This window comes from Paraburkholderia panacisoli (genome assembly GCF_008369935.1).
Classification (GTDB): Bacteria; Pseudomonadota; Gammaproteobacteria; order Burkholderiales; family Burkholderiaceae; genus Paraburkholderia; species Paraburkholderia panacisoli.
The window spans coordinates 1-25,371 of record NZ_VTUZ01000077.1 but is presented as its reverse complement, the minus strand read 5'-3'; the positions used below and the strand labels follow the sequence as shown (position 1 = coordinate 25,371).

At 59.3% G+C, this 25,371-nt stretch carries 18 protein-coding genes and 1 pseudogene; 12 read left to right on the top strand and 7 right to left on the bottom strand.

Annotated elements, in window-relative coordinates; genetic code table 11:
* The 4 genes from FVF58_RS48230 to FVF58_RS48215 all read right to left on the bottom strand — a co-directional run.
* Positions 1–365, bottom strand: a 365-nt coding sequence (locus tag FVF58_RS48230) for a LysR family transcriptional regulator (protein ID WP_149676564.1), incomplete at its 3' end; no start/stop codon positions are given.
* 899 nt (positions 366–1,264) lie between these two features.
* Positions 1,265–2,473, bottom strand: a complete 1,209-nt coding sequence (locus FVF58_RS48225) for an NAD(P)/FAD-dependent oxidoreductase (protein WP_149676563.1) — start codon at positions 2,471–2,473, stop codon at positions 1,265–1,267.
* A gap of 420 nt (positions 2,474–2,893) precedes the next feature.
* Positions 2,894–3,145: a hypothetical protein gene (locus tag FVF58_RS48220; protein WP_149676562.1), complete on the bottom strand. Its 252-nt coding sequence runs from the start codon at positions 3,143–3,145 to the stop codon at positions 2,894–2,896.
* Positions 3,146–3,487: 342 nt separating this feature from the next.
* Positions 3,488–3,895: a cupin domain-containing protein gene (locus tag FVF58_RS48215; RefSeq protein ID WP_149676561.1), complete on the bottom strand. Its 408-nt coding sequence runs from the start codon at positions 3,893–3,895 to the stop codon at positions 3,488–3,490.
* A 781-nt stretch (positions 3,896–4,676) separates the two neighbouring features.
* Between FVF58_RS48215 and FVF58_RS48210 the strand changes: the two genes are divergently transcribed.
* The 10 genes and pseudogenes from FVF58_RS48210 to FVF58_RS48165 all read left to right on the top strand — a co-directional run bounded on the left by FVF58_RS48210 (position 4,677) and on the right by FVF58_RS48165 (position 16,317).
* Positions 4,677–6,776, top strand: coding sequence for an efflux transporter outer membrane subunit (locus FVF58_RS48210; RefSeq protein WP_149676560.1), 2,100 nt, complete (start codon positions 4,677–4,679; stop codon positions 6,774–6,776).
* A gap of 34 nt (positions 6,777–6,810) precedes the next feature.
* Entirely contained in the window at positions 6,811–8,124 is a 1,314-nt protein-coding gene (locus tag FVF58_RS48205; RefSeq protein WP_246217558.1) for an HlyD/EmrA/EmrK family protein, read from the top strand.
* An 87-nt stretch (positions 8,125–8,211) separates the two neighbouring features.
* Positions 8,212–9,765: a DHA2 family efflux MFS transporter permease subunit gene (locus FVF58_RS48200; protein WP_149676559.1), complete on the top strand. Its 1,554-nt coding sequence runs from the start codon at positions 8,212–8,214 to the stop codon at positions 9,763–9,765.
* A gap of 195 nt (positions 9,766–9,960) precedes the next feature.
* A complete protein-coding gene (locus FVF58_RS48195) occupies positions 9,961–10,968 on the top strand; it encodes a bestrophin family protein (protein ID WP_149676558.1) in 1,008 nt (335 codons plus the stop codon).
* Positions 10,969–11,040: 72 nt separating this feature from the next.
* Entirely contained in the window at positions 11,041–11,847 is an 807-nt protein-coding gene (locus tag FVF58_RS48190; RefSeq protein ID WP_149676557.1) for a hypothetical protein, read from the top strand.
* 344 nt (positions 11,848–12,191) lie between these two features.
* Positions 12,192–12,971 carry an acetoacetate decarboxylase gene (locus tag FVF58_RS48185; RefSeq protein WP_149676556.1) on the top strand — a complete coding sequence of 260 codons (780 nt, stop codon included), beginning with the start codon at positions 12,192–12,194 and terminating at the stop codon, positions 12,969–12,971.
* Between the two features lie 17 nt (positions 12,972–12,988).
* Positions 12,989–13,699: pseudogene (locus FVF58_RS53905) on the top strand (SDR family NAD(P)-dependent oxidoreductase); the annotation flags it as partial.
* A gap of 403 nt (positions 13,700–14,102) precedes the next feature.
* Entirely contained in the window at positions 14,103–14,447 is a 345-nt protein-coding gene (locus tag FVF58_RS48175; protein WP_149676554.1) for a carboxymuconolactone decarboxylase family protein, read from the top strand.
* Positions 14,448–14,590: 143 nt separating this feature from the next.
* A complete protein-coding gene (locus FVF58_RS48170) occupies positions 14,591–15,595 on the top strand; it encodes a DedA family protein/thiosulfate sulfurtransferase GlpE (protein ID WP_149676553.1) in 1,005 nt (334 codons plus the stop codon).
* A 242-nt stretch (positions 15,596–15,837) separates the two neighbouring features.
* Entirely contained in the window at positions 15,838–16,317 is a 480-nt protein-coding gene (locus FVF58_RS48165) for a carboxymuconolactone decarboxylase family protein (protein WP_149676552.1), read from the top strand.
* 330 nt (positions 16,318–16,647) lie between these two features.
* On the opposite strand, the gene FVF58_RS48160 is transcribed toward FVF58_RS48165, so the two are convergent.
* The gene (locus tag FVF58_RS48160) at positions 16,648–17,187 is read right to left on the bottom strand and encodes an Lrp/AsnC family transcriptional regulator (RefSeq protein ID WP_149676551.1); all 540 of its coding nucleotides are present in this window, start codon (positions 17,185–17,187) and stop codon (positions 16,648–16,650) included.
* A gap of 155 nt (positions 17,188–17,342) precedes the next feature.
* Here FVF58_RS48160 and mdeB point away from each other — a divergent pair, with 155 nt between their 5' ends.
* Positions 17,343–20,054, top strand: a complete 2,712-nt coding sequence (gene mdeB / locus FVF58_RS48155) for an alpha-ketoglutarate dehydrogenase (protein ID WP_149676550.1) — start codon at positions 17,343–17,345, stop codon at positions 20,052–20,054.
* Between the two features lie 1,016 nt (positions 20,055–21,070).
* Here the strand turns inward: mdeB and FVF58_RS48150 are convergent.
* Positions 21,071–23,200, bottom strand: coding sequence for a penicillin-binding protein 1A (locus FVF58_RS48150; protein ID WP_246217557.1), 2,130 nt, complete (start codon positions 23,198–23,200; stop codon positions 21,071–21,073).
* Positions 23,201–23,690: 490 nt separating this feature from the next.
* Positions 23,691–24,743 carry a hypothetical protein gene (locus tag FVF58_RS48145; protein WP_149676548.1) on the bottom strand — a complete coding sequence of 351 codons (1,053 nt, stop codon included), beginning with the start codon at positions 24,741–24,743 and terminating at the stop codon, positions 23,691–23,693.
* A gap of 250 nt (positions 24,744–24,993) precedes the next feature.
* Here FVF58_RS48145 and FVF58_RS48140 point away from each other — a divergent pair, with 250 nt between their 5' ends.
* Positions 24,994–25,134, top strand: coding sequence for a hypothetical protein (locus tag FVF58_RS48140; RefSeq protein WP_188131201.1), 141 nt, complete (start codon positions 24,994–24,996; stop codon positions 25,132–25,134).
* Positions 25,135–25,371: the final 237 nt, after the last annotated feature.

The window sequence follows — 25,371 nt, the reverse complement described above, 5'->3', positions numbered from 1 at the left end:
CGGACGAGGCCGCGAGGCGGCCCCTGGCGAAGCTCCAACATGTCGTTCATGGCTTCCGCGATGTGCGTGACCCCCTGGTGACAGTTCTCGAAGAACCGCTGGCCTTCGTGCGTCAGTTGCGTGTTGCGGGTGGTGCGCAGAAACAGGCGCGTACTCAGTTGCATTTCCAGCTTCTGGACGTTCCGGCTCACGGCTGATCTGCCCACGCCCAGACGTTCACCGGCCTTGGCGAAACTGCCCTCGCTCGCCACCGCCATGAATGCCATGATGCCCGCATAGCTCGCGGCGATGCTTGTGGACAGCGCGTCAGCGCGATTCGGCAAGCCAAGGCGAAAGCAGCGTTCCGATGTGTCCGATTGATTCATTTTGTTCCCTCAAGACGAAATCCAATGCGACCCTGGTCCCCGTGCACTGCCGCATCCCTGCGGCCGCCATGTACGTTCCAGGTGTTTCTTCCAACTGATTTTGAGATCTCTAGGTAGTACTGCAAACTCCCTATGTAGGACGCGTTCCGCGGAGTCGGATTACCATGCTGCAGCGTTCGCACAACACCGGCATTTGCAGCCACGGATGTCTCCGCAACACTCTCCCTTCCGCCAACACGTCCGGCGATGAACCGGGACATGCGGCCGCCACGCTAGTCGCCGCCTGGTACTTGCGTATCAGGTGCAAGCAGCGTCCTTCGCACTCTTGAGAGGCCACTAACGGCTTGATTGCACTGTGCCCCCTCAGCTCGCCATCACGACGGCTAGATAGCTCTCGCGACTCGAAACCGAGGAGGGCTGCTTGAAGGAAAAATGGATGGAGGAGTTGGCCGCATCGCCCAATGAATCAACGCGGGACGTACGTTTTGCAGCCGTATTCACACTTTGGTTTCACTACGCAATCGCTCGTGCTTTCGTTGATGGTTGTTCGTGCGCATCGCAAGCAAGGTCTGGACGACGCTCGCGTCACTGTTTTGGGGGACCCTTGCGCGAAGATACCTTGGAGTCGGGTCACGTCTGAGCTACCGTCCGAACGTTCAAAATCTCGCGGTAGTCGTGTGAGAAGTTGCACCGTGGCACGCATTTCCTTCGGCTCGCGTCGCGTCGCATATCAGATTCTTGCGACCGGCGCCACGTGCCACCTAGTAGGCCGGCGGTTCAAATCAACGTTGATCGGGCGGCAGCAGCGTGTGATCGTCTATTGAAACATTCATCGCCGCTGCCGCACGTGGCGGACCCGCTTCGTCGGTCACTGCAACACCTTGGACGGTGCTGGCAGGTCAGCCGTAGGAAGCTTGCGGGTTACCCGCTGCCAAGGCCTCGGTACGATTTGGCGCTGGCGGGTATATCCACTGCGTGTTGATTATCTGTTTGCGCGCCTTACCCTCGGCGTTGGTGAGTTTGATCCGCCGATCCCAGCCCTCCGAATAGATAGCGCCCCATTCGCCAAGGTCGACGCAAGTGGCATAGAACGGCTGTCTATATGCCAGGGTCGGGACACCGATCAGATCTGCGGCCACATTGTGTCCGCCGAATTGCCCCATGACGATGGCGTGCTGGCAGGACATCAACGCGTATCGCCCGTCATCGTCGCACAACGCTCGCGCCACATCGCCCGCAACAAATACATCGGGTGCTTCTGGCACGCGAAGGTCCGATGCCACCTCGACACGTCCCAGCGAATCAAGACGCGAGGAAACTTGCGCAGCCAGTGAACTGGCACGCATGCCTCCCGCCCAGATCACCGTGCTGGCTTCAATGCAGTTTCCCGACGCAGTGCGGACCCCGTCCACATCGACCGACACCACGCCAGCGCCAAGTACGGCCTCAACGCCCAGAGAGTCGAATGCTTCAGATACATACGGGCGAGGATTAGGTCCGAGATCAGGACCGATATCGGGCTGCGAGCCGACAACGACGACCCTGATCGCGGCATCGGGGCCAAACACCTTGCGCAGTCGCCCGGGCAGTTCAGTCGCGACCTCGATGCCCGTAAATCCGCATCCCACTACCGCCACCGTGTTGCGGGCATCCGAATCCGGCAGTTTCGCCAACGCTTCCAGGTGGCGTTCGAGTACGACGGCATCCTCAATGCGATCGACGGAGAAAGCATGCTCGGCAAGCCCCGGAATGGGTGGCCTGTTCAGTTTGCTGCCGCTTGTCAATAGCAGTCGGTCGTATGCGAGCGTACGCTGCTGGCCATTTGCGGCCATCACAGTCACGGTCTTGTCATGAACGGAAATCGCTTCAACAGTGCCCTCGAGAAAATTCACGCCGACGGCCTCAAGTAGTGGCAATAGCGGAGCAGCCATACGCTGCGGCTCGTTTTCGTACAGCCGCGGCCGGATCTGCAACTCAGGCTTCGGCGAAATCAGGGTGATTTCAACGTCACTCGTCGTTACGGCCGCACCATCGAGTACGCGAGCGGCGCCTAGCGCACCCCATACCCCGGCGAAGCCGGCACCCACTATCAGTATCTTCTGCGACATGATCCTTGCCTTCCGTTAGAAAATTACCAGTTCAACGACATGTATCGAATTTACGACGACCGATACCTTGCTTCACTACGCCAGGGATTTGTCCTTATTCAGGAGGTGGTTCAGCGTGCAGCGTCGTGAATGATCGCCGCATGTCTTGATCCGGCTTCCAGAAAGGTAATTGGGCCACTTTCTAAATTGCTGAACGAAACCGACCGAATGAAGAGATTTGCGATATGGTCAGCAGCCGGCACCGCCCCGGCCAGGCGGTCAATGACCGGGGTTGGTTGGTCGGTCCTCCAGGGCCGGGCCATGTTGCTCGTACACGCCTGGGAGAATCCATCTCCGGGGTCAAGATGCGGGCCCGAAACCGAATAGGGTCTTTTTCGCGCAACGAGTTCGTGTGGCACTGTGCAACGAATACTGAGTGCGTCAGCGATGTCCGAAGAGGTCACCGTGCGGCGTCACTGAAGCACGGCGTCCTGATTGAGACGAGCCGGGGGGCACGCCGCCACGGCTATGCTGCGTATCAGCGGCGTCGCGGGGTTCGGCGACGCGCTGCGACGTCGGTGCACCAACCGAGGGCTGATAGAAAGGTGCCGGGCCGTAGCCGCTGGCGAACGCAGGCGCGGCCAGGGAAGCGGAGAGTGCGCCGAGCAGTGCGGCGAGAAGTCTGGTACCCATGGTGGAACTCCTGGAATAGGTGGCGAGTTGAATTAGAGGCGGGACGGTGATCTTCGTCTTGGCGGCCGCAGGCTCCATCGCGGCGATGAGACGGAGGGACCAGTCGGCGGCAAACACCGCGCGCTGCGAGGCGACGAAAGCTTGATGTCAGCAGGGCGACCCTCGGAGCTGAAGACCCTACCGTCCCCGGCTAACGGCCGAGGTGCGGGTCTTTCCTGCGTGGAGGACTTTTCGATCTGAGTCATGGCGCATTCCATGGGCACGGCACGCCGAGAAGACACGAATGCGGATGCTAGCCGCAAGCCAAAACGGCAAAGCCAATGCACTCCCGTACGAAGAGTCTTACTTCTCTGGCACGAGAACAGGCGCGCCCTTGTCCTTCAAAAGAAGCACGACGAACTTGGCAGGTTTGGTCTGGCTTGCGTTGCGCCCGACCGTGTGAACATCGTCTGGGCCTTCATAGAAGGTCTGTCCAGGCGTCAGCGTAACTTCCTTGCCACCCTTGACCTGCATCACTATTGAACCCTCCAGCACATAAACAAAGGCGTGCGCGTGATGTCGATGGACGGGATCGACGGAACCTGGCGGATAGGTCACGGTGATCATCAGGGCTTCCTTGCCCGGATAATCGTTGAGGGGCTGGGTGAATAACGGGGTGACGACGGCTTCGGGAGCCGCGGCACGAGCCGTGCCGACTAGCACGCCTGCGGCGGCGAATATGGCGATTGCGGTGTTCTTCAGGCGAGACATGATGTGCATTCCAAATAACGTGAGCCGCACGCGGGACGATGATCAAGAGAAACAGAAAATCTGGCGTGTTCAGGCGAGGTTCGCCTTGTTCTCCTCGCGACGACGGCGGAAACCCGCGCTTGGCGGATGTCGGCAGCGGCGATGGCGGCGATGCGCCGCATGAAGGGATCGTAGGTGGACTCGGCACAGTGCGCTAGATACGCAAAAGGGCTCACGGTGTTGTCCCTTTGGCACCAATCAAAAGCAAGCGGCTGCACCACTGGTGCCGACACGGAAACGGTGGGTGTCCTGATACGTATCTACTGGGGCAGGGATTCGGCACCTATCATTCCAACATGGCAGCGCGGTGACTCGACTAAGTTGACGGGGCATCGAGGTCGCTAGTGGAGGGCGCCATGTTTCGTCTCGGACCTTTGTGGATGCTAGTTGGCTGGATCACGATATGTGCGATCAATGTCGGACTCGCAATTGCACTTTCGTTCAGCGGCATTCTCTGAAGTCGGAAGCCCGGCTTCTAAATCGCGGTCTTGTTTCACAACCGCACAAATCTGTCTGAGGGCGAGACCGCGCCGTTCCGCCTTCCTGGTGGCCCATTTGTCCGCGCTGGCGCGTGAATGTAATTCGACTGTGATTTAGTGGCCGATTTTCCCGAGAGAAGTCGCCTCGGAGGGACTCGCTTTGCCTTCGGCTTTGGAAAGCGTGACTAGCTCTTCCATGTGTTTATGCGTAGGGCGTTTCAATGGCATTGAATTCATCGCAGGTACGACATTGGCGGTTCGTCATGGACACTTCATACGTTGATTGCCTCGCAACTTCGCCGGCGTTGGCCCGCACGGAACGCGCTATCGAAATCGGTGCGCATCTTGTTAGTGAGCGGGACGGCTATACACACCATGGCATATATGCAGGGAATGGGCAGGTGATTCACTACGGGGGCTTTCACCATTCCGCTAAACGACATCCCATTGAATATATTCCGTTGCGCGACTTTGCGGCAGGGAAAGGTATAAAAGTTCATTCTGAACCGGACGCCATATATACCGGAGTCGATGCCGTAGAGAGGGCGAGGGCACGCCTCGGCGAAGACCGATATAGGTTGCTGACCAATAACTGCGAACACTTCTGCACATGGTGTGTGTTAGGTGCCGGGCATAGTCAGCAGGTACGTCGATGCCTGAGGAATCCATGGACAGGTATCAAGACGCTGTTTGCGCTTGCAAGGGACACTTTCCGCGACTTCGCGAGGCCGATCCTTCGGCAGCGTCACCCACCAGGTTGCACCACGTGTCGCCAACGTCGCACTGGACTGGTCTCACACTTTTCCGCGCAGAACTTCTTACTCAGCTATTTAATGGGCCAGAGAATGAGCATTCGGTCAAACAACAGACGACGCGCATCTGGCGCATTGAAAGCGGGTGTCCCGGTGATGTTTGCCGCGGCACTGTCGGCATGCGTGAACTATGCCGGCATTCACAGCGACGCGAAAACGGCCGAGCCACAGCAGTTCGCGACACAGCACAGCCTTCCCGCTGAACAAGGCCATTGGCCTGCCGGCAACTGGGCCGACCAGTTCGGCGATGTGCAACTGAAGGCGCTGATCGACGAAGCGTTGAAGAGCAACCCGACGCTCGACCAGGCGCACGCCCGCGTTGCGGCCGCCGCAGCATACAGCGAAACGGCGAAGGCGAGCACGATGCCGCGTGTCGACGCGAGCTATTCCCTGATGCGCCAACAGTTCTCGAATACAACGTTCGTGCCGCCTCCGTTCGGCGGCTCGTGGCAGACGGAGAACAAGGGCGTGCTGAGCGCTTCCTATGATCTCGATCTGTGGGGCAAGAACCGCGAAGCGCTGAAAGCGGCCATCTCGCAGCAGCAGGCGAGCCAGGTCGACGCGGAAGTCGTCAAGCTGACGCTGACGACGTCGATTGCCCGCACGTACAACCAGCTTGCGCGTCTATATGTGTTACGCGACATCGCGCAAGAGGAAATCGCGCAACGCGAGCAGATCGACCGCATCACGGCGGGCCGTATTGCGACAGGGCTGGACACGGAGGTCGAGCGCAAGACCGCACAGGCCAATCTCGCGACGAGCCGCGCTTCTCTGAAATCGCTCGACGGACAGACTCTGACGACGCGCTATCAGATCGCCGCGCTGCTCGGCGCAGGTCCTGACCGTGGTTTGCAGATCACGCGCCCAACGCTCGGTATGGGCGACGAAGTGCGCCTGCCCGACAACCTGCCCGCCGATCTCGTGAGTCGGCGCCCGGAAATCGTTGCCGCGCGCTGGCGCGTCGATGCGATGGTGCACGATGTGAAAGAAGCGAAGGCCGAGTTCTATCCCGACATCAACTTGAGCGCGGCAATCGGACTCGACGCTTTTGGCTTCGGCCGCTTTCTGACGGCGGCAAGCCGCACCGCGGCGGTCGGTCCGGCAATCCACCTGCCCATCTTCGACGCAGGCGAACTGCGCGCGCAGTTGAAGGGCCGCTACGCCGACTTCGACTATGCCGTCGCGACCTACAACGAGACGCTGGTGACTGCGTTGAGTGAAGTCGCCATACAGCTTGCGGACGTGCATTCCACGGATGACCAGCTTGCCGATTCGCAAACCGCGCAGGACGCCGCCCGTAAAGCCGACGAACTCGCGCTCGTACAGTACAAGGCTGGTCTCACGAATCAACTGACCGTATTGAACGCCGACGTCAATGCGCTTTCCGCCGATCAGGCCGTGGCGAATCTGCGCATGAATCGCCGCGATCAGCAGATTGCACTGGCCGCAGCGCTGGGCGGCGGGTTCGTTGATGCGTCGAACGCAGACTCCGTGGCAGCGCCGCGCGCTGATGCATCCGCACCCAACAAGCCATTCGTCGCAGCGCGCTGAGCCGTCGACCACCGAATCTGCCAGGAGAATTGAAGTGAGCGAAATCAACACATCGGAGCACCGGGAGTCCAGCGCGGCGCGTGCGAAACATGATGCAGCACCTACAAAAGCTTCTGTTGAAAGCGCGTCCAACACACGCAAGCGCAAGGTGCTGCTTGCGCTGCTCGGCGTGGCTGTCGTCGTGGCGGCGGCCGCCTATGGCACGTACTACATGACCTATGCGCGCTATCACGAATCGACCGACGACGCTTACGTCAGCGGTAATCTCGTGCAACTGACGCCGCAAGTGACGGGCACTGTCGTCGCGGTGAATGCCGACGACACACAAATCGTGAGGGCAGGCGACGCGGTCGTCACGCTCGACAATGCCGATGCGAAAGTCGCGCTCGGTAACGCAGAAGCGACCTTGGGCCAGACCGTGCGGCAAGTGAGCAGCCTGTACGTGAATAACGATTTCTATGCCGCGAACGTCGCGCAGAAGCAGTCCGATCTGGCTCGCGCTCAAGACGATTTGCGCCGCCGCCGGGACGTCGCCGGTACGGGCGCCGTGTCGGCCGAAGATATCGCACACGCTCGCGACGCCGCGACGGCAGCAAAGGCCGCGCTCGACGCCGCGCGTGAACAGGCCGAAGCCAACCGGGCGCTGACCGACCGCACGACGGTCGAACAGCATCCGAACGTGCAGGCCGCCGCGTCGAAAGTGCGCGATGCGTATCTTGCGTATGCGCGCAACACGTTGCCCGCGCCCGTCACCGGCTACGTCGCGAAACGTTCGGTACAGGTCGGCCAGCGCGTGTCGCCAGGCTCGCCGCTGATGGCGATCGTCCCGCTCGACGGCGTGTGGGTCGATGCAAACTACAAGGAAAGCCAGTTGCGCAATATGCGCATTGGTCAACCCGTCGTGCTGACGGCCGATGTGTATGGTGGCAAGGTTAAGTATCACGGCCGCGTAGTTGGCTTCTCGGCGGGCACGGGCAGTGCGTTCGCGACCTTGCCCGCGCAGAATGCGACCGGCAACTGGATCAAAATCGTGCAGCGCCTGCCCGCGCGCATCCAGCTCGATCAGAAGGAACTCGAAGCGCATCCGCTGCGTATTGGCCTTTCGATGGAAGTGGAAGTGGATACGCGCAACGACACGGGTCCGCAACTCGGCGCGGCCATGAACACGTCGTATCGCACGGATGTGTTTGCCCAATACGGGGCGCAGGCAGATGCCGAGATCGCGAATACCATCGCGCGGAATATGGTCCCGTTGCATATGGGGCCAGCAGGCAACGTCATATCGTTGATGCCTTCCGCAAGGCGCGACGCAAGCGGCAAGAGCGGCACTAAACAGCGCGCAGGCTGAATAGCACCCAGGGGCGCACCTCGCTGTCGCCTACGGTCGATCAGACAAATACGCCAGACTTGTCGAAAAATTCAAACTGGAACAGACATGAATCCCACGCCACTTGCACCGCCTCCGCTGACAGGCGGAAAGCTGGTCCTCGCAACACTCGCGGTTGCGCTCGCGACGTTCATGAACGTGCTCGATTCATCCATTGCCAATGTTGCAATTCCAACTATCTCGGGCAACCTCGGCGTGTCCGTCGACGAGGGCACGTGGGTGATCACGCTCTTCTCGGCGGCAAATGCCATCGCGATTCCGCTGACGGGCTGGCTCACGCAGCGCGTCGGCCAGATCAAGCTGTTCGTGGCCGCGATTCTCCTGTTTGCGTTTTCGTCGTGGCTATGCGGCGTTGCGCCGAACCTGATCGTGCTGCTCGCTTCGCGCGTGTTGCAGGGTGCCGTTGCGGGTCCGCTGATCCCGCTTTCGCAGGCCATTCTGCTCGGCTCGTACCCAAAGGAAAGAAGTTCGACAGCGCTGTCGCTATGGGCAATGACGGCGACGGTCGGCCCGATTGCGGGCCCCGCGCTGGGCGGCTGGATCACCGATAGCTATAGCTGGTCGTGGATCTTCTATATCAACATTCCCGTGGGCCTGTTTGCCGCCGCCGTGACATGGGTGATTTACCGCGACCGCGAATCGCCGACGCGCAAGATGCCGATTGACAAGATCGGTCTGCTGTCGCTGATTGCATGGGTCGCGTCGCTGCAGATCATGCTCGACAAGGGCAAGGATCTCGACTGGTTCAATTCGCCTGTGATCTGCACGCTCGCCGTCATTGCGGCAATCAGCTTTCTGTTCTTCCTGGTCTGGGAGCTTACGGAGAAGAGTCCGATCGTCGATCTCCGCCTTTTTGCGGCGCGTAATTTCCGCAACGGCACGATTGCGATCTCCGTCTCTTACGCGGTGTTCTTCTCGAATCTCGTGATCTTGCCGCAATGGATTCAGGGTTATCTCGGCTATCGTTCGGTGGATGCCGGTCTCGTGACGGCGCCGCTCGGTATTTTCGCCGTGCTGCTTGCGCCCGTGATGGCCAAGATCATGCCGAAGTCCGATGCACGCGTGCTCGCCACGCTCGCCTTCGTCGGCTATGCGGGTGTGTTCTTCATGCGCTCGCAATACACGACGGACGTGGATCAATGGACGCTGATTCTGCCGACGTTGCTGCAAGGTATTCCGACAGCGCTCTTCTTCGTGCCTTTGACGGCAATCATCCTGTCGGGATTGCCGGCCGAAAAGCTGCCTGCCGCAGCGGGTCTCTCCAACTTCGTGCGCGTTTTCGCGGGTGGCGTCGGCACGTCATTGATCACGACGGGCTGGAACAACCGGACGATCCTGCACCATGCGCAACTTACCGAACAGACAGGCGTGAACAACCCCGGCTATATGAGCGCCATAGCGAACCTTCACGCGACGCTCGGCGGCAGCGCGGATCAGGCTGTGGCGCTCTTCGAACGTTCGCTGAATGCGCAGGCCGCGATGCTCGGGCTGAACGATATCTTCTGGGTCTCATCGATGATTTTCATCGCGATCATTCCGCTGATCTGGCTGACGAGGCCAGGCAAGGGAGAGGGGGGCGCGGTGGCAGCCGGTGCGCACTGAGGTCTTTGCAGCTGCCGCTGGTATTAGCGATGGCGCCCAGCACCGGAATGAAAAATTGAGAGTTTCCCGATCATCGGTTGCCGTCTGGTGTACCACGCTGCTAACAACGTCCGCCCACAGGTTGGCTTGCCAAGTCCCAAATTCCAAGGGGCCGTTAACTCCAATTCTGGCAATTTTTCTTGCACCCGACTCTCTATGCACCTGGGAAAATCGTACAAGTTGTCTGAGTTCCTGATCTGGACCAGAAGGCAGATCTATGGGCTTCTGCTCTGGGGATCTGTACCGGTTGTTCTGTATAAAATGCTGGGCTTAACCTGGCTATCCGTACCGCTGTCCGTTGTCGTCCTGCTCGGCACTGCCACGTCGTTCATTGTGGGATTCAAAAATGTCCAGACATACAATCGGGCTATCGAAGCGCAGCAAATCTGGACATCGATCCTGAGCGCGAGTCGGCGTTGGGGCGTTATAGCTCGGGATTTCCCCGCGGAAGCGGAGGTTTCGAAAGAACTGGTGTACCGGCATTTAGCGTGGCTCACAGCTTTACGTTATGAGCTCAGGCAGCCGCGTGTCTGGGAAAGTACTGACAAACCGTTCAATGCCGAATATCAACGTTTCTACAGTATTCCAGAGCGCGAGATCGGGATCCAGGAACTGCTGCCCTTGTACCTGTCCGCTGAGGAGACGAGGCAGGTGCTGTCAAGTGCAAACAAGCCAATGCAGGTTTTGAGCATGCAAGGTGCGGCAATCAGCCGGTTGTGCGGTTCCGGGAAGATCAGCGGCAGCTTTTACATGGAACTGGAAAGTACGATCCGGCAGTTGATTGACCAACAAGCTAATGCCGAGCGACTCAAAAACTTTCCTTACCCACGTCAGTACGCAACGATTAACACGTTGTTCGTGCGGTTCTTTTGTCTGCTTTTTCCTTTTGGCTTGCTGCAGGAGTTCAACAAACTCAACGACAGCGTTACTGGATTCATGCAAGGCAACATGGTTTGGCTCGTCATCCCTTTTAGCGTCGTCGTCTCGTGGATGTACACCTCGCTCGAGCAGGTCGGGGAGAGCACTGAAAACCCATTTGAAGGAGGCGCCAACGATGTGCCAATTTCGATGCTCTGTCGGACTGTCGAACGCGAACTAAGGGAGATGCTCGGCGATGCCGAAATGGCTCCCACGTCTGACCGGGAGACTGACGTCGTACTTTAGTCCGGGAGAAAAAACTTGACGGGACGTCGGCATGGTTTCACCAGTCCGTGTTGAAATACGAGGAGTATTACCGTGTTTGATCCAAGATCCAAACGAGTCTTATCCAACGCCATGCGCGTCCTCGTATGTGCGTTGATGCTGGTGGAAGTCAGAACACAGGCAAATGCGGCCGCGGTAATGCGTGCGGCGGACATTGAGGCCTCTTATGTTGCAAATTCATCGTCCGGGCACCCTTTCGTAGGCGACGATCCAGTTGCCACTCGGGATTGGATGGTGAATGAACACACGAGTTCCCGGTCACCTTCCTTTGGGGATCGCGTCCGGACTCTGGTCCGCATTCCCACCAGTAAGCAGCGCTCAAATTCCGACGTGACGGAAGCCAATTTCGCTCAAAATCTCACTTTTGTTGTGCCTGTCCCGTACGGGATAAGGTATCAGGCAGAGAAACACCGGTTGACAGTAAACGTGGATCTGTCGGGAGACGACAACCAGACAGGCATTCTGCTCAAAAAGACGATAAGTGGACCAAGCGGTCGAAAGCTTGTGATACGGCAGGAAGCAAAGTCGAAAGGATTCATCCAGCACGTCGACATAATCGAACTCGAAGATGGTGAAAGTAAGAAGACCACGGTTCACGGACGCGTGACGCTCTCACCGGCTGCGTACGCAGAAGCAAATGGGGACTACGCAATTGTCCTTACCGGTCACCTGGTGCCACCCTATTTCAACGACAGGATCGATCACAGTGATCCTACGGATGACGAGCCTACTGACATCACGACCAGAACCTTCAAGTTATACGTCGATATCAACGCCGTCTGGCTGATTAGCCCGCAGCGAGGCGTAATACTGTCGAAGGCGCTGCATCTGTCGAGGTAGCTCAAACTGGCAGGTCCATGTCGCACTGTTTTATCGATCGAGATACGAAGTCGCGGGTTTGAGCCAGAAGGTTAGTTCATTTTCGTGATGTCTTTGATTGTTGCGACCGCGACAACACGATGGGTTCCTTGGCGGGGCTACTGCCGTTCGGCGACGGCGCATACGATTTGTCCTGACGGTGGCCGCGACAGCTACCTGAAGCGAATCAGGGAAACACGACATCGTAAGAACCGTGCGAAAACCCTTAACGGTTTTCATTGCTTCACGTGACCCCGATTCTGGTCGCGACAAAGGAAGCTGTTGCCGTACTTCTTACGCAAAACACACCAACCGAGACTCGATCCATGACAGAAGAAGATATCCGCAAGAGTGCCTTTGCGATGCCGTTTCACAATCCGGCATATCCGCGTCCGCCCTTCCGTTTCGTCAATCGGGAGTACTTTATCATCTCGTATGAGACAGACATGGATGCGCTTAAGGCCGTGGTTCCAGAACCCCTGACGGTTGAAAAAGCGATCGTTCATTACGAATTCATTCGTATGCCTGATTCTTCGGGATTCGGAGACTACACAGAAAGCGGACAGGTAATCTCAGTTCTCGATGCTGATGGAAATCGCGCCAACTTCACGCACGCAATGTTTCTGGACGACGAAGGTCCGATCGCGGGCGGACGGGAAATATGGGGCTTTCCGAAGAAGCTCGCTTCGCCGGTACTGTGCGTTGACGGCAAGGATACGCTGCTCGGAACGCTCGACTACGGGACACAGCGTATCGCCACTGGGACGATGGGCTACAAGTATCGCGCACTCGATACGGCCGCCGAGCGCCGCAAGCTCGCCGACACACCTAACTATCTGCTCAAGGTCATTCCGCATGTCGATGGCACGGTCCGAATCTGCGAGCTAGTGCGTTTCTTTTTGCGTGATGTCGATGTGATTGGCGCGTGGGAAGGGCCCGCGACGCTCGAACTGCATCCGCATGCACTTGCATCGGTCGCTGAATTGCCGGTTCGCAAGATCATCGGCGCACGTCACGTCATTGCAAATCTCACGCTTGATGTCGGCGAGGTGGCTTATGACTATCTTGCCCCCGCCGAGCCAATGAAACTCGCAGTCAACCAGTAAGCATTCACGGAGGCGGTATGACATCAAAAGATAAGGTCGCACTGGTTACGGGTGCGGCAAGCGGAATCGGTGAGCAGTGCGCACGCAAGCTCGCGGCCGACGGAGCGAAGGTCGTGATTGCGGACTTGAATCTGGCGAACGCCCAACGGGTCGCCGAAGACATTGCGGCGACCGGCGGTAAAGCACTGGCGATAGCGATGGACGTGACCAGCGAAGAAGCGGTCAATGCGGGCGTGGATGAAACGGTGAGCCGGCTAGGCGGCATCGACGTTCTCGTATCGAATGCGGGCATTCAGATCGTGAACCGGATTGAAGACTATGCATTTTCCGATTGGAAGAAGATGCTGGCCATTCATCTGGATGGCGCATTTCTCACGACCAAGGCCGAGGATACGCTCGTCTTCCAGGTCGATCTGTGGAGCTCGCGAGGGAAACTGCCGGGCGACTTTCTGGACGTCAGCGAGCGTACCAAAGATATTCAGTATTCAAGCCGTACGCGAGCGATCACTGCCTTCATGTCGCAGAACCAAAAGCACGCGCAGATGATCAAGGCGCTGCTCGAGCATATTCCAGAAAAGCTCCGGCTTGTCCACCCGGTACTACGGGCGGCACAGAAAGTGGCGGACGGCGGAGCAGTGAACGTCGTCCACCTGATCTACAAGAACAAAGCGTTCGAGGGACATTACAAGGACTATGAGTTCAGCGAGGGTACGATGCGCGAGCATTGGACGAGCGGCCTCGAAGATATTCGTCGGTCCTTCGCACACCCCGAGTGGTTCGATATTCCCAGTCGCGAAATCGGCTTTGTCACGCGGGACGTTCACCGCTATCGGCAGGAAGCTAACGATACCATGGGCCCGGTCAAGGAACTTTCCCCGCAATCGAAACGCTCGCTAGAGGAAAAACTGCCGGGCGCGAAGTAGCACATATCGAATTCCACCGCAGGGTCATTCTGGTTTGTCCAGTCAGAGAAAAATGAATCAAACATCCAAACCTCGACTGCACCTTGACGCGGCATCATTGCAAACCAGATCAGAAACGGTCGGATGCCGTAGAGCGCCCGGGACCATGGTGTCTTATGCATCACGGTAGTCGTATCAGGACTTCACTCAGTTAGTCCCCGATGCCGCCGTGGCGTTGCTGAATACTCCGTTTTCGACGCTGAAAAAACGCTTGACGAATGCCTCATCGCGCTTCCTGATTTGCGCGACTTCGCATATCAACGGCGGTTTGTTGTGCGTTCAGCATCATCTTCGCCGTGCCCTTGAGGCAGGGGTGCCCGCGGTAAAGGTGGAGCACATCGGCGCATGGCGTCGCGCCGGCGTGTTTTCCGTGTGTGAGCAAAGCGGTGCTTTCCTGGGCAGAACATCTGGCGGGCGTGTCCCGACAGTCTGTTCCTTACGCTGTGTGGCCGAGCTTGCAAGGGTACGTCAGCGATATGCAGATCTCGGCATTGTTTATGTACTGGAATTGTAGCGAATTGTGGTCGGGCAATGACATTCTTCGTTGCTGCGCCGTCAGGATGCCGGTCAGCGCTGGGCCTGCTGCGGGCAGCCCGATCCCGGCAAAGCGATGAACGATCTTCAGGAGGAGTACGCGTAAGCCAGAAGGAGAGGATTATGTTATCTCATGAAGTGATCGCGCGGTACGGCGTGTTAGTCGTATTCCTGAATGTGGCGGGTTCTTCGCTTGGCCTGCCATTACCCGTCATACCGACATTGATTACGATTGGCGCAGGCATTGCGCTTACCACACATGTTGCATCGTCCACGTTGTTGCATTTCGCGACGATAATCGGCGCCGCTATGATGGGTGGCCTGCTTGGGGACCTCGTCTGGTTTCAGGGCGGCAAGCGATACGGCGAAAGCACGCTTCATATCGTTTGCAAACTGTCGCTGTCACGCGAAACGTGCGTCAGGAAGACCGAGCGCTTCTTTGGTCGCTGGGGCGTTCGCGTGCTGCTCGTTGCGCGGTTTCTGCCCGGCTTGTCCCTCGTTGCCGTGCCGCTGTGTGGTGCGATGGCAGTCAGGTTGCGTTCTTTTATCTTGCACGATTCCGCAGGTGTTGCGCTGTGGGCATCGGTTGGATTGACTATCAGTGCAGTATTCGCGTCGCAGATCGACGGAGTTTTCGCGCTTATGGCTCATCTTGGCTGGCATACATTGATCGTGATCGGCATCACACTGGCGCTTTACGTGTCGTATCGGTACTGTCGGAGAATCCTGCTGGCGAAAGCGCTCGAAAAGGCGAGGATCAGCGTGGGCGAGTTGCATGCATTGCTGGCGAACAATCCCCGGCCAGTCGTGTTCGATATTCGCTCCGCCGAACGGAGAATTCTCGATCCGTTTGTTATTCCAGGCGCAGTGCTTGCGGATGAACGGAAACTTCAGCGGATCGTCGAGTACTACGGTGCAAACCGGACGCTCGTTATCTATTGTTCTTGTCCAAATGATGTCTCTGCGGCGTGGATGGCCAAGCGGTTGCGACGGGCCGGCGTCAAACTTGCATTGCCGCTTTCCGGGGGCATCGGTGCGTGGCGCGCAGCGGGTTTCGACGTCGAACCGGTGATAGCGGCGAACGACGCTGCCATCGGCGGAGAAGGGAGGCAGCTTTTCGCCCAATAATTGACAGCCACCGAGGCGGTCTGCGGGAGGCGTTTCGTAGGAAACGCCTGCTCGTATAGTCAAACCGTCCGCTGATTTTCAGGCGGCCTCAATTCGGCAATTGATGCCTCGCGGACAACACTGCGAGTCCGTTTACATAGCTACCGTAATACGCCGCGCCGACCTACGATGACTTGTACGGCTCATTGCCGCTAACGGTGCCCGCATAGCCGGGTGGTCACATCATGTCGCCAGGAGAAGTTATGACGCAACGTATCAACTATTTTCAGCAATCACCGTCATTGGTGAAGAAGTTTGTTGAGCTCAACGAGTTGCTGAAAGAAAGCGCAATCGAACAATCAATCCGTGACCTTGTGTCAATCCGGGCGTCGCAACTCAATGGTTGTGGATTTTGTCTGGACATGCACGTGAAGGAAGCGCGCATTCACGGCGAGCGCGAACTGCGCATCCATCATGTTGTGGTGTGGCGCGAGTCGACGCTCTTCGCACCACGGGAGCGGGCCGCTCTTGCCTGGACGGAGGTGCTGACGAAGCTTCCGGAACACGGCGTGCCGGACGATATCTATGAGGGCGTGCGTGCCCAGTTCTCCGAAAAAGAGCTTTCGGATCTGACGTTCGATGTGATGTCCATCAACGCGTGGAACCGTGCGAATGTCGCGTTCCGGCCGGTGCCGGGTTCGTTCGACAAGGCATTCGGTCTGGACAAGGCGAACCTCGGCTGAGTGGAAGGGCTGGTTCGTTCCGGCAGCTTGGGCCCGCGCGGGCGGGCCATATCACTTTTGAAAGCGCGACCATGGCTGGTTTGAAAGTACTGCTCTTGCCGTATTCGTCGCCATAGGGGCGTCGGTGAGCATGGGCCGTGCCGCGGCTCCCGCCGTGGACCCTGTCACGAATTGCAGCGCTGGTACGTCTAACCGATATAACCATCACGATTCGCGCGTCCATGTCAGACCACCCATCGCACTTCGCCAAGCGCGGCGTCGAGGTTGTCAGGCGGCCTCTGAGGGGCGATCGGTGTTCCCGCCATCGGGTTCCTCGCCATCGGATTCTCGCTAGGCCCATTCGCGCGGCGCATCGTCTTGCGCAGATAGCGTGAGGCCCGCGACGGGGAGTGGCAACGCCGTCTTGTAGCGCACCTGCTTGAGCGCGAAGCTCGAGCGGATGTTTGAGACGCCCGGAATCTTCGTGAGCCACTGCACGATGAAGCGCTCCAGACTCTGCATGTCGGGGACGACGACGCGCAGCAGATAGTCGGCGTCGCCCGTCATCAGATAGCACTCCATCACCTCGGGCCGCTCGCCGACTTCCTGTTCGAAGCGGCGCAGCGCGTCTTCGACCTGTTTTTCGAGGCTCACCTGAATGAACACGTTGATGCGCAAGCCGAGCGCTTCGGCGTCGAGCAGCGTGACCTGCTGACGAAAGAGACCCAGTTTTTCGAGTGCGCGCACGCGGTTGAAGCAGGGCGTCGGCGACAGGTTGACGGCGCGTGCCAGTTCCGCGTTCGTGATGCGCGCGTTCTGCTGAAGCTGCTGGAGAATTGCGATATCGATACGATCGAGTCGTCGCGAGGCGGGCCTGGCTTCGGATGTCATAGTGTAAATATTCCTTGCGATGCCGGTTTTCGAGAATCGATACACTATATGAAAGCGCCGAGGCAAGCAAAAGAGACGCACATTCTGCGCCTCCATGGGTAAGCTGATTGAACGTCTTCCATGTTTCCACGTTCTCTTCCTGCCGGAGTCGCGCCATGACGGATTTATCGAGCGGTGCTCAACCAGTTCTTGCCCTCACGAAAGCGCGCGTCGACGGCGATCCGCAGGAAACGGCAGAATGGCTCGCCGCGCTCGATGGCGTCGTCCAGCATGTCGGGCTCGAGCGTGCGCAATATCTGTTCGACCGGCTCGCCGCACATGCGCTGTCGAACGGCGTCGCGACGGCCCGCGCGAACGTCACGCCGTACGCGAACACGATTCCTGTTTCTCAACAGCCAGCGTATCCGGGAGACCTCTACACTGAAGAAAAGCTCGCCGCCGCATTGCGGTGGAACGCGCTCGCGATGGTGGTCCGCGCCAACCGCGCCTATGGCGAACTGGGGGGCCACATTGCGAGCTACGCATCGGCGGCCGATCTGTTCGAAGTCGGCTTCAATCATTTCTTTCGCGGCGCGAACGCTACGCATGGCGGCGATCTCGTCTATTTCCAGCCGCATTCGTCGCCGGGCGTCTATGCGCGCGCGTTTCTCGAAGGCTTCCTGGACGAGACGCATCTCGAGCATTACCGGCGCGAGATCGCGGGACCGGGCTTGTGTTCGTATCCGCATCCGTGGCTGATGCCGGACTTTTGGCAGTTCCCGACGGGCTCGATGGGCATCGGGCCCATCAACGCGATCTACCAGGCGCGCTTCATGCGCTACCTGCAGAACCGTGGATTGCTGAAGACGGAAGGCCGCAAGGTGTGGGGCTTTTTCGGCGACGGCGAGATGGACGAGCCGGAATCGATCGGCGCGTTGTCGCTGGCGGCGCGCGAAGGGCTCGACAACCTGGTGTTCGTGATCAACTGCAATCTGCAGCGGCTCGATGGCCCCGTGCGGAGCAACGGACGCATCATCGACGAACTCGAAGCACAATTCACCGGCGCGGGCTGGAACGTCATCAAGGTACTGTGGGGCTCGGACTGGGATGCGCTCTTTGCGGGCGATCGGACGGGCGCTCTGCTGCGCGCGTTTGCGCATACCGTCGACGGTCAGTTCCAGACCTTCTCCGCCAACGACGGCGCATACAACCGCGAGCGCTTCTTCGGCCAGAACCCCGAGCTTGCCGCGCTCGCCGCGCATCTGAGCAACGACGACATCGACCGCTTGCGGCGCGGCGGCCACGACGTGCGCAAGCTGCATGCTGCGTATGACAAGGCGCTGAAGCACGGCGGCCAGCCGACCGTGATTCTCGCGAAGACGATGAAGGGCTTCGGCATGGGCTCGATCGGCCAGGGGCGCATGACGACGCATCAGCAGAAGAAGCTCGACGTCGAGCAGCTGAAGGCGTTTCGCGACCGCTTCCGCCTGCCGTTGTCCGATGAGGACGTCGAGCAGCTCAAGTTCTACAAGCCAGCGGAAAACAGCCCGGAAATGCGCTACCTGCATGCACGCCGGGCTGCGCTCGGAGGCTATCTGCCCAGAAGGCGGAGCGCCGCATCGCAGACACCGACCGTGCCCGCGATGCCCTCCTGGGGCCAGTTTGCGCTGGAGTCGAACGGCAAGGAAATGTCGACGACGATGGCGATCGTGCGCATGCTCGGCAGCCTGCTGAAGGACGCGTCGCTCGGGCCGCGCATCGTGCCTGTGGTCGCCGACGAGGCGCGCACGTTCGGTATGGCGAACCTGTTCCGCCAGGTCGGCATCTATTCGCCGCTCGGCCAGCTGTACGAGCCGGAAGACATGGGCTCGATGCTCTACTACCGCGAAGACACCGGCGGCCAGATCCTCGAAGAGGGCATCTCGGAGGCGGGCGCGGTGTCCTCGTGGATCGCGGCGGCCACGTCGTACAGCGTGCACGATCTGACGATGCTGCCGTTCTACATCTACTACTCGATGTTCGGCTTCCAGCGCATCGGCGACCTGATCTGGGCCGCTGCCGATCAGCGCGCACGCGGCTTCCTGATCGGCGCGACGGCGGGCCGGACGACGCTCGGTGGCGAGGGCTTGCAACATCAGGACGGCACGAGCCATCTGGCAGCATCGACGGTGCCGAACTGCCGCGCGTACGATCCCGCGTTCGCATACGAGGTCGCGATGATCGTCGACGAAGGCATGCGCGAGATGATCGAGCGTCAGCACGACGTGTTCTATTACCTCACTGTGACGAACGAGAACTACGCGCAACCGTCGCCGCCTTCTTCCGACGTCGACAGCGTGCGCGACGGCGTGCTGAAGGGCATGTATCCACTCGATGTGGCGGCGCTGGAAACGGCACAGGTTCAACTGCTCGGCTCGGGCGCGATTTTGGGCGAAGTGCAGGCGGCGGCGCGTATGCTGAAGGACGACTGGCACATCGAAGCGGCCGTGTGGAGCGTGACGAGCTTCACCGAACTGCATCGCGACGGCGTGTCGTCGGAACGTGCGGAGCGCCTGTTCGATGCCGATGAGACGACGCCTTATGTGACGTCGGCGCTCGCCGCATCGCGCGGCCCCGTCATCGCGGCGACCGATTACGTGCGCGCCGTGCCCGAGCTGATTCGCGCCTATGTGCCGCGCCGCTACGTAACGCTCGGCACGGATGGTTTCGGGCGCAGCGACACGCGCGCTGCGCTGCGCGCGTTCTTCGAGGTCGATCGCGCGTCGATTGCGATCGCGGCGCTGAAATCGCTGGCTGACGAGGGCGTCGTTTCGCGCGACACCGTAAGGCAGGCACTCGGACTCTACGGTAGGCTCGACGCGGATCGGTGCCCGCCGTGGGAGAAGTGAGGCCTATGTACGGGGTAAATCGCGATTGAATACCCAGCTCGATACGCAAAGGCGCGCAGTTTGGTCGCAAGTCCGAGCGACTGTAAACATCGCCGACAGCTTCCAAGGAACGTAGTAGACATTTCCGAGCCGCCACTACCGATTGGAGCGTCGGATAAACAGGTCGCGCATGCCATGACCCAACCGAGCAGACTGTGCCTCTCAGCCGGTCGAAGCGCCGAAGCAGCGGCCGCACGAACGCACCTGGCCCAGTCGCAGGCGCCCGGCACTCACTGTCGCCTCACCACCGCAGTCGCATCGGCAAACCCACAAACCATCGCCAAGGTACCGATCGGTCGTCAGTTGGCCGAACACCTCACCGCCCCGCAGCGCAGGTGAGCCCGGTCGGGAACGCCACACACGACGCTGCTCACGGCAGCCGCAATCCCGTGTTCGGCCGTTCTCTACCGCCTCCAACCCGGCAGTCACGTGGGCGCCGCACCGGCACTTCCAGAGCCACACGTCCGCGCCGCGATATTGAAGCGCGACAAGATCGCCGAAGGTGCGACCAGCGACATCGCGACTCGGCGGAAAGGGCCATTCAGGCGGCAAGGAGGGACGGATACGCTGGTTCACAAAAGGTAAATGGGCTTCGGCATCCTATTCTCAAGGCATAACTGGCGGCCTTCGATTCGCGGGCGCGGCTCAGGAAGGCGGGGACAGAGCGGCCCCATACTGTCGCCGCCTCGTTATGAAGAGCGCGTGCGCAATTTGGCACCTCGTGCACATGCCAATGATAGTTCGTGGACATCCTCTTCGGTGAGTGATGAACCGCTGAGACGGCGCCTTGAAGACGGTTTCCAACGGACGCATGTCGTTCGATGCCTGCCAGCACGCGCCGTGGCGCTCTCGCATGCTTGCGGACATGGCAGGCATCGAGCAACCCTTTACGAACGCGGACGGTCTTGCCTGAAAACTCTCGGGGGCCGCGTTTGCCGCACAGGCGAATGCGAATGTCGCATCCGCCAGCGACGAGATCAGAATTGCCAGAAGAGGAAGTGTCGATGGCGTCGTGCACGGACCGTGCGAGGAGGCCGGGTCTCGGGGTTGAACTGCGCGCGCGGATCGATGACTCTCGACCGTAGCGCCATGTCGTAGAACGCGCCCACCATCGGCAGGGCGCTGTGCGCGCCCTCTCCCCAATAGTCGTTGCCGAGTGTCACACGTGCATCGTCGAAACCCACCCATGCGCCCGCGACCAGTTGCGGATGCATCAGAATGAACCAGCTATCGGTGTTGCCCTGCGTCGTGCCTGTCTTGCCAGCCACATCGGCGCGAATGCCAAAGCGGTTCCGGATGCCCGCGCCGGTGCCTCTGTTCACGACGTCGCGCATCACGTCGACGAGCGTTTGCGCCGCGCCGGCGGGCAGTGCCTGTTCCGGCGATGCGCTCGCGAATTCGGCGAGCACCTTGCCGTCGTGATCCTCGATCCTCGTGACCATGCGCGGTTCGATATAGGCGCCGCGATTCGCGATCGTGCTGTATGCCGAAACCATTTCCTTGAGCGTGACCGGGCTCGTGCCGAGCGCGAGCGACGGCACCGCTTCGAGCGGACTCTCGCGCACGCCCATCGCGCGCGCGAGCCGGGCAACCTTCTCGGAGCCTTCCTTTTGCATGAGTTGAGCGGTGACACGGTTGCGCGAATACGCGAGCGCGTCGCGCAGAGTCATCGGTCGGCCGGTGGGCGGTTCCGCGTCGGTAGGCCGCCAGATCGCATGCTCACTCAATGGAATGGCGACGTTCCGGTCGACGATCGTATCGCCCGGCCGCGCACCGTCCGCAAAGGCCGCGCCGTAGACGAACGGCTTGAATGTCGAACCGGGCTGGCGCCGCGCCTGCTGCACGTGGTCGAACGGTTCGTCGCTGAAGTTGCGGCTGCCGACCCAGGCCTTGATATCCCCGTTGCGGGGATCGATTGCGACAAAACCCGCCTGGATCTGTGTCTTGCTCCGGCAGAGCGTGCGGACGAACGTCGGGTTCGTGCCGAGCTTCGTGAGCGCGGCCTGATCGGATTGACCCGCATCGCGAGCGGCGCGGTAGTCGGACGTCTGCCGGATGAATGTCTGGAACAGGTCATTGCCCGGCCCGCAGCCGGTTCGTTCGTTCCATGTGTCGTTTGCGATCCATTGCAACTGGTTCGTCTGCCAGTCGATCGCCTGCGTCGCCATCGCCTGCAGACGGGAATCGATGGTCGTGTGCACGACGAGCCCGTCGGCATAGATGTTGTAGCCGCTGCGATCGGCCCATGCGATCAGCCATTTGCGCAATTGCGCCGAGAAATGCGGCGCGGCGCCCGGCGACGTGGTCTGCAATTCGAAATCGACGTTTAAGGGTTGGCGTTTCAACCAGCCGTAGGCATCGGGCTTGAGCTTGCCGTACTTGGTCATCTGCCCGAGCACGGTGTTTCGCCGCTGCAATGCGCGCTCGGGATTGAGCACCGGGTTGTAGACGCTGTTGGCCTTCAGCATGCCGACGAGTGTTGCGCTTTCGAGGATGTCGAGCTGATCGGCCGATTTGCCGAAATAGGTGCGTGCGGCCATTTCCACGCCGTACGCGTTGTAGAGGAACGGCACGGTGTTCAGATACGTTTCGAGGATCTGATCCTTGCTGTACACGGCCTCGATCTTGAAGGCCGTGATCGCTTCCTTCAGCTTGCGCGTCAGGGTCGGCGCGCGGCCGATATCGTCCGGATACAGGTTGCGCGCGAGCTGCTGAGTGATCGTCGAGCCGCCTTGCCGGTCGCCGGAGAACGTATGCAGCGCGGCCGACGCGGTACGCCTCCAGTCGATGCCGTGATGCTCATAGAAGCGGCGGTCTTCGGTCGCGACCAATGCATCCACCATGTACGGCGAGATCTGCTTGAGCGACACCCACTCGCGATTGACCGGTTTAAATTCTGCGAGCAGTTTGCCGTCGGCCGACATGATCAACGCCGGTCGATCGACGCGGGCTTTGCGGATGTCGCCGATGCCCGGCGTAAACGGCATGAGCGCAAGCACGTATATTAGGAACAGCGCCGGCAACGCGGCGAGCGTCAGCGCGATGCCGTGTCGCGTCGGGTGACGAAGGCGACGCAGCGCGCTGTTAAAGACGAGCCTGGCCTTCATGCTGCCGGCGGCAGCCTGCGGTTGGATGCGGGCGAGCCACCGTGCGCAATGCTCACGAAACAACGATAAATATCGGCGATTCAAGGTGGCGGGCCGCTGGCGGAAAAGCCCGGATCGTACCAAAACGGAAGGGCGCTGCTGTCGTTAAAACAGCGCTGTGGCACGCGGCATTAACAGACGATTACATTTGTTTCGTGTGGACACCGTTCGCGGCCTGTGGTCCCGGTTTTGCGGCGGCCGTTTGCGCGCGCTCGGGGCGCGGTAAAAATGGTCGAACTCGCTTGGACAGCGTCGAAGTGCTGCGCCTCGTGAGTGCGTGAGGCGCGAAGACGCAGGCACGCCACAATAGGACGGAACGCGTGATGGCCTGCGGCTGCAGCAAACCGGGTGAATCCGCCGGTTACGGCGGTCCTTCGTTAGATGTGGAATATGCTTTCGCGTGGGAGTTTTTCCGCCATTATTTTGATGAAACAACCGTCGTTCTTTAGAGTCAATCGTCGTAACCCATCGCCTGGCGCCTTGATTTCATTGCCATCTGCAACGTCGTCTCGGGACTGACATCTCGAACAATTTCGATCCTGGCTGCCGGATTCGGCTGACGCCATGCGTTGTATTGTTGCTCGACGAACCGAAAGTGTCGCTGGTGAATGCGTCCATTGGAGGACGTGTCATTCATGATACTTTCACTAGTGAACGGCTCCTTGTTATAGATGCTCGAATCGTAGGTGTGACCAAAATTCTTGTGCGAGATCGTCCAGTATTCATCCGGACAGCCGATCATATGTCCAAATTCGTGAATGACCGCCTGCGAATCCACATGAGCCCAATCTTCCATATGCGGCGTGCCGGCTCTGGCCCACATGGCCCGCCCATCCCTTGGATTCACCCCCGGAAATTGCGCCACGTAAGCGGTCTCGTCCGGCGGCGGATTCTTTACATTCACCACGTAAGCATCCGCAATGCTATCGGTGAAATTCAAGCGAAATTGAAGATCATAGCGGGCTCCACGCTCGATGATCGTGGCTATATTCCACGCACGCTCAATGTGCAACGCCCAGAACTTCTGGACGCTATCCAATAGCGCCAGATTTCCAATTACGGGCTTGATATGAACCACCACTTCGACCACCGTGCCACGCTGGATCATGTCGAACCGAACCCACCATTTATAAGTAACTGGAGGGGTACGTCGTTGCACCTGCTCGACCTCCTTCGACACATGATAAATCGTTGATTCCTGACGAGCGATACGGGTTTGAGCGGCGCGTGCTGCGTGTTGCAGCACCATACCGTGGTTCATCAAGCGGAGTTTCTCGTCTACGAACGAAGCGAGTTTTTCAACCGCACCGCCCAGGTTCCGACTGCTCGCTCTCCAGTCATCCTTCGAGTTCTGCCAATCGCCCAAGGCATTTTTCAGAATGACCAGATCCGTGACTGACTTGCTGTTTGAATAGTTCTTTAAAGCCACGTCCACAGTGCGAAGGTGTCCACTGCGCATACCGAAGGCTCGCGACGTTTTCGATATCCATTCACTATATTGCATGCTTTACCCTCTGGTTTTTGTTTGACTTCGTGTTTATCGACGCAAACCTCGAGTGGCGCGACGGCCCGGATCTACGGCCACCGCAACCGCAAATATTTTGAACAAAGAGCCCGCAACGATAGGCGCAATCTACATCATTCTGAATCCTTTATACAATCGGTTCTCAGTGTAACCCCGGAAAATCCGGCGCTGCTCCCGCAGATCCAGCGTAACAACCGGCATTGGAAGTGCGGCGGTCGTGAGGAGCAGTATGGCCCGCGCCTCCGTCGCCGTGTTCTCCGCGCTGCGCTTTAACGAATCCCAAGGCAAGCCATTTCTCATGGAAGCCGATGCGCTCGTGGGCGGCTATAGTGTGGGACGAAGTATCGTCGATGACCTGTTCATTTCGTAACCCAGCGCCCAGATGGCCATGCCGGGCAGGAAACCTGGCAGTCGTCGATCCGATTCCCCGATGCTCCAAATAGCCGACATGGCGGCGGATTCAACCGGTGGATGCAACACACTTAAGACTGCGCAAGCAGTGGGAGTGTTGCAGATGAAACAGCGACGCCGGATTTATTACAGCGAGACGCAGAAGGCGCTGATGTGGGAGCGCTGGCAGAAAGGGGAATCTCTCCAGAAGATTGCC

Excerpts from the sequence above, each read along its gene's own strand:
- FVF58_RS48140 (WP_188131201.1), top strand. The coding sequence starts at position 24,994 with ATGGCCCGCGCCTCCGTCGCCGTGTTCTCCGCGCTGCGCTTTAACGAA.
- FVF58_RS48170 (WP_149676553.1), top strand. The coding sequence starts at position 14,591 with ATGTTATCTCATGAAGTGATCGCGCGGTACGGCGTGTTAGTCGTATTC.
- mdeB (WP_149676550.1), top strand. The coding sequence starts at position 17,343 with ATGACGGATTTATCGAGCGGTGCTCAACCAGTTCTTGCCCTCACGAAA.
- FVF58_RS48145 (WP_149676548.1), bottom strand. The coding sequence starts at position 24,743 with ATGCAATATAGTGAATGGATATCGAAAACGTCGCGAGCCTTCGGTATG.
- FVF58_RS48165 (WP_149676552.1), top strand. The coding sequence starts at position 15,838 with ATGACGCAACGTATCAACTATTTTCAGCAATCACCGTCATTGGTGAAG.
- FVF58_RS48225 (WP_149676563.1), bottom strand. The coding sequence starts at position 2,473 with ATGTCGCAGAAGATACTGATAGTGGGTGCCGGCTTCGCCGGGGTATGG.
- FVF58_RS48195 (WP_149676558.1), top strand. The coding sequence starts at position 9,961 with ATGCACCTGGGAAAATCGTACAAGTTGTCTGAGTTCCTGATCTGGACC.
- FVF58_RS48200 (WP_149676559.1), top strand. The coding sequence starts at position 8,212 with ATGAATCCCACGCCACTTGCACCGCCTCCGCTGACAGGCGGAAAGCTG.
- FVF58_RS48160 (WP_149676551.1), bottom strand. The coding sequence starts at position 17,187 with ATGACATCCGAAGCCAGGCCCGCCTCGCGACGACTCGATCGTATCGAT.
- FVF58_RS48185 (WP_149676556.1), top strand. The coding sequence starts at position 12,192 with ATGACAGAAGAAGATATCCGCAAGAGTGCCTTTGCGATGCCGTTTCAC.
- FVF58_RS48210 (WP_149676560.1), top strand. The coding sequence starts at position 4,677 with ATGGACACTTCATACGTTGATTGCCTCGCAACTTCGCCGGCGTTGGCC.
- FVF58_RS48215 (WP_149676561.1), bottom strand. The coding sequence starts at position 3,895 with ATGTCTCGCCTGAAGAACACCGCAATCGCCATATTCGCCGCCGCAGGC.
- FVF58_RS48220 (WP_149676562.1), bottom strand. The coding sequence starts at position 3,145 with ATGGGTACCAGACTTCTCGCCGCACTGCTCGGCGCACTCTCCGCTTCC.
- FVF58_RS48150 (WP_246217557.1), bottom strand. The coding sequence starts at position 23,200 with ATGAAGGCCAGGCTCGTCTTTAACAGCGCGCTGCGTCGCCTTCGTCAC.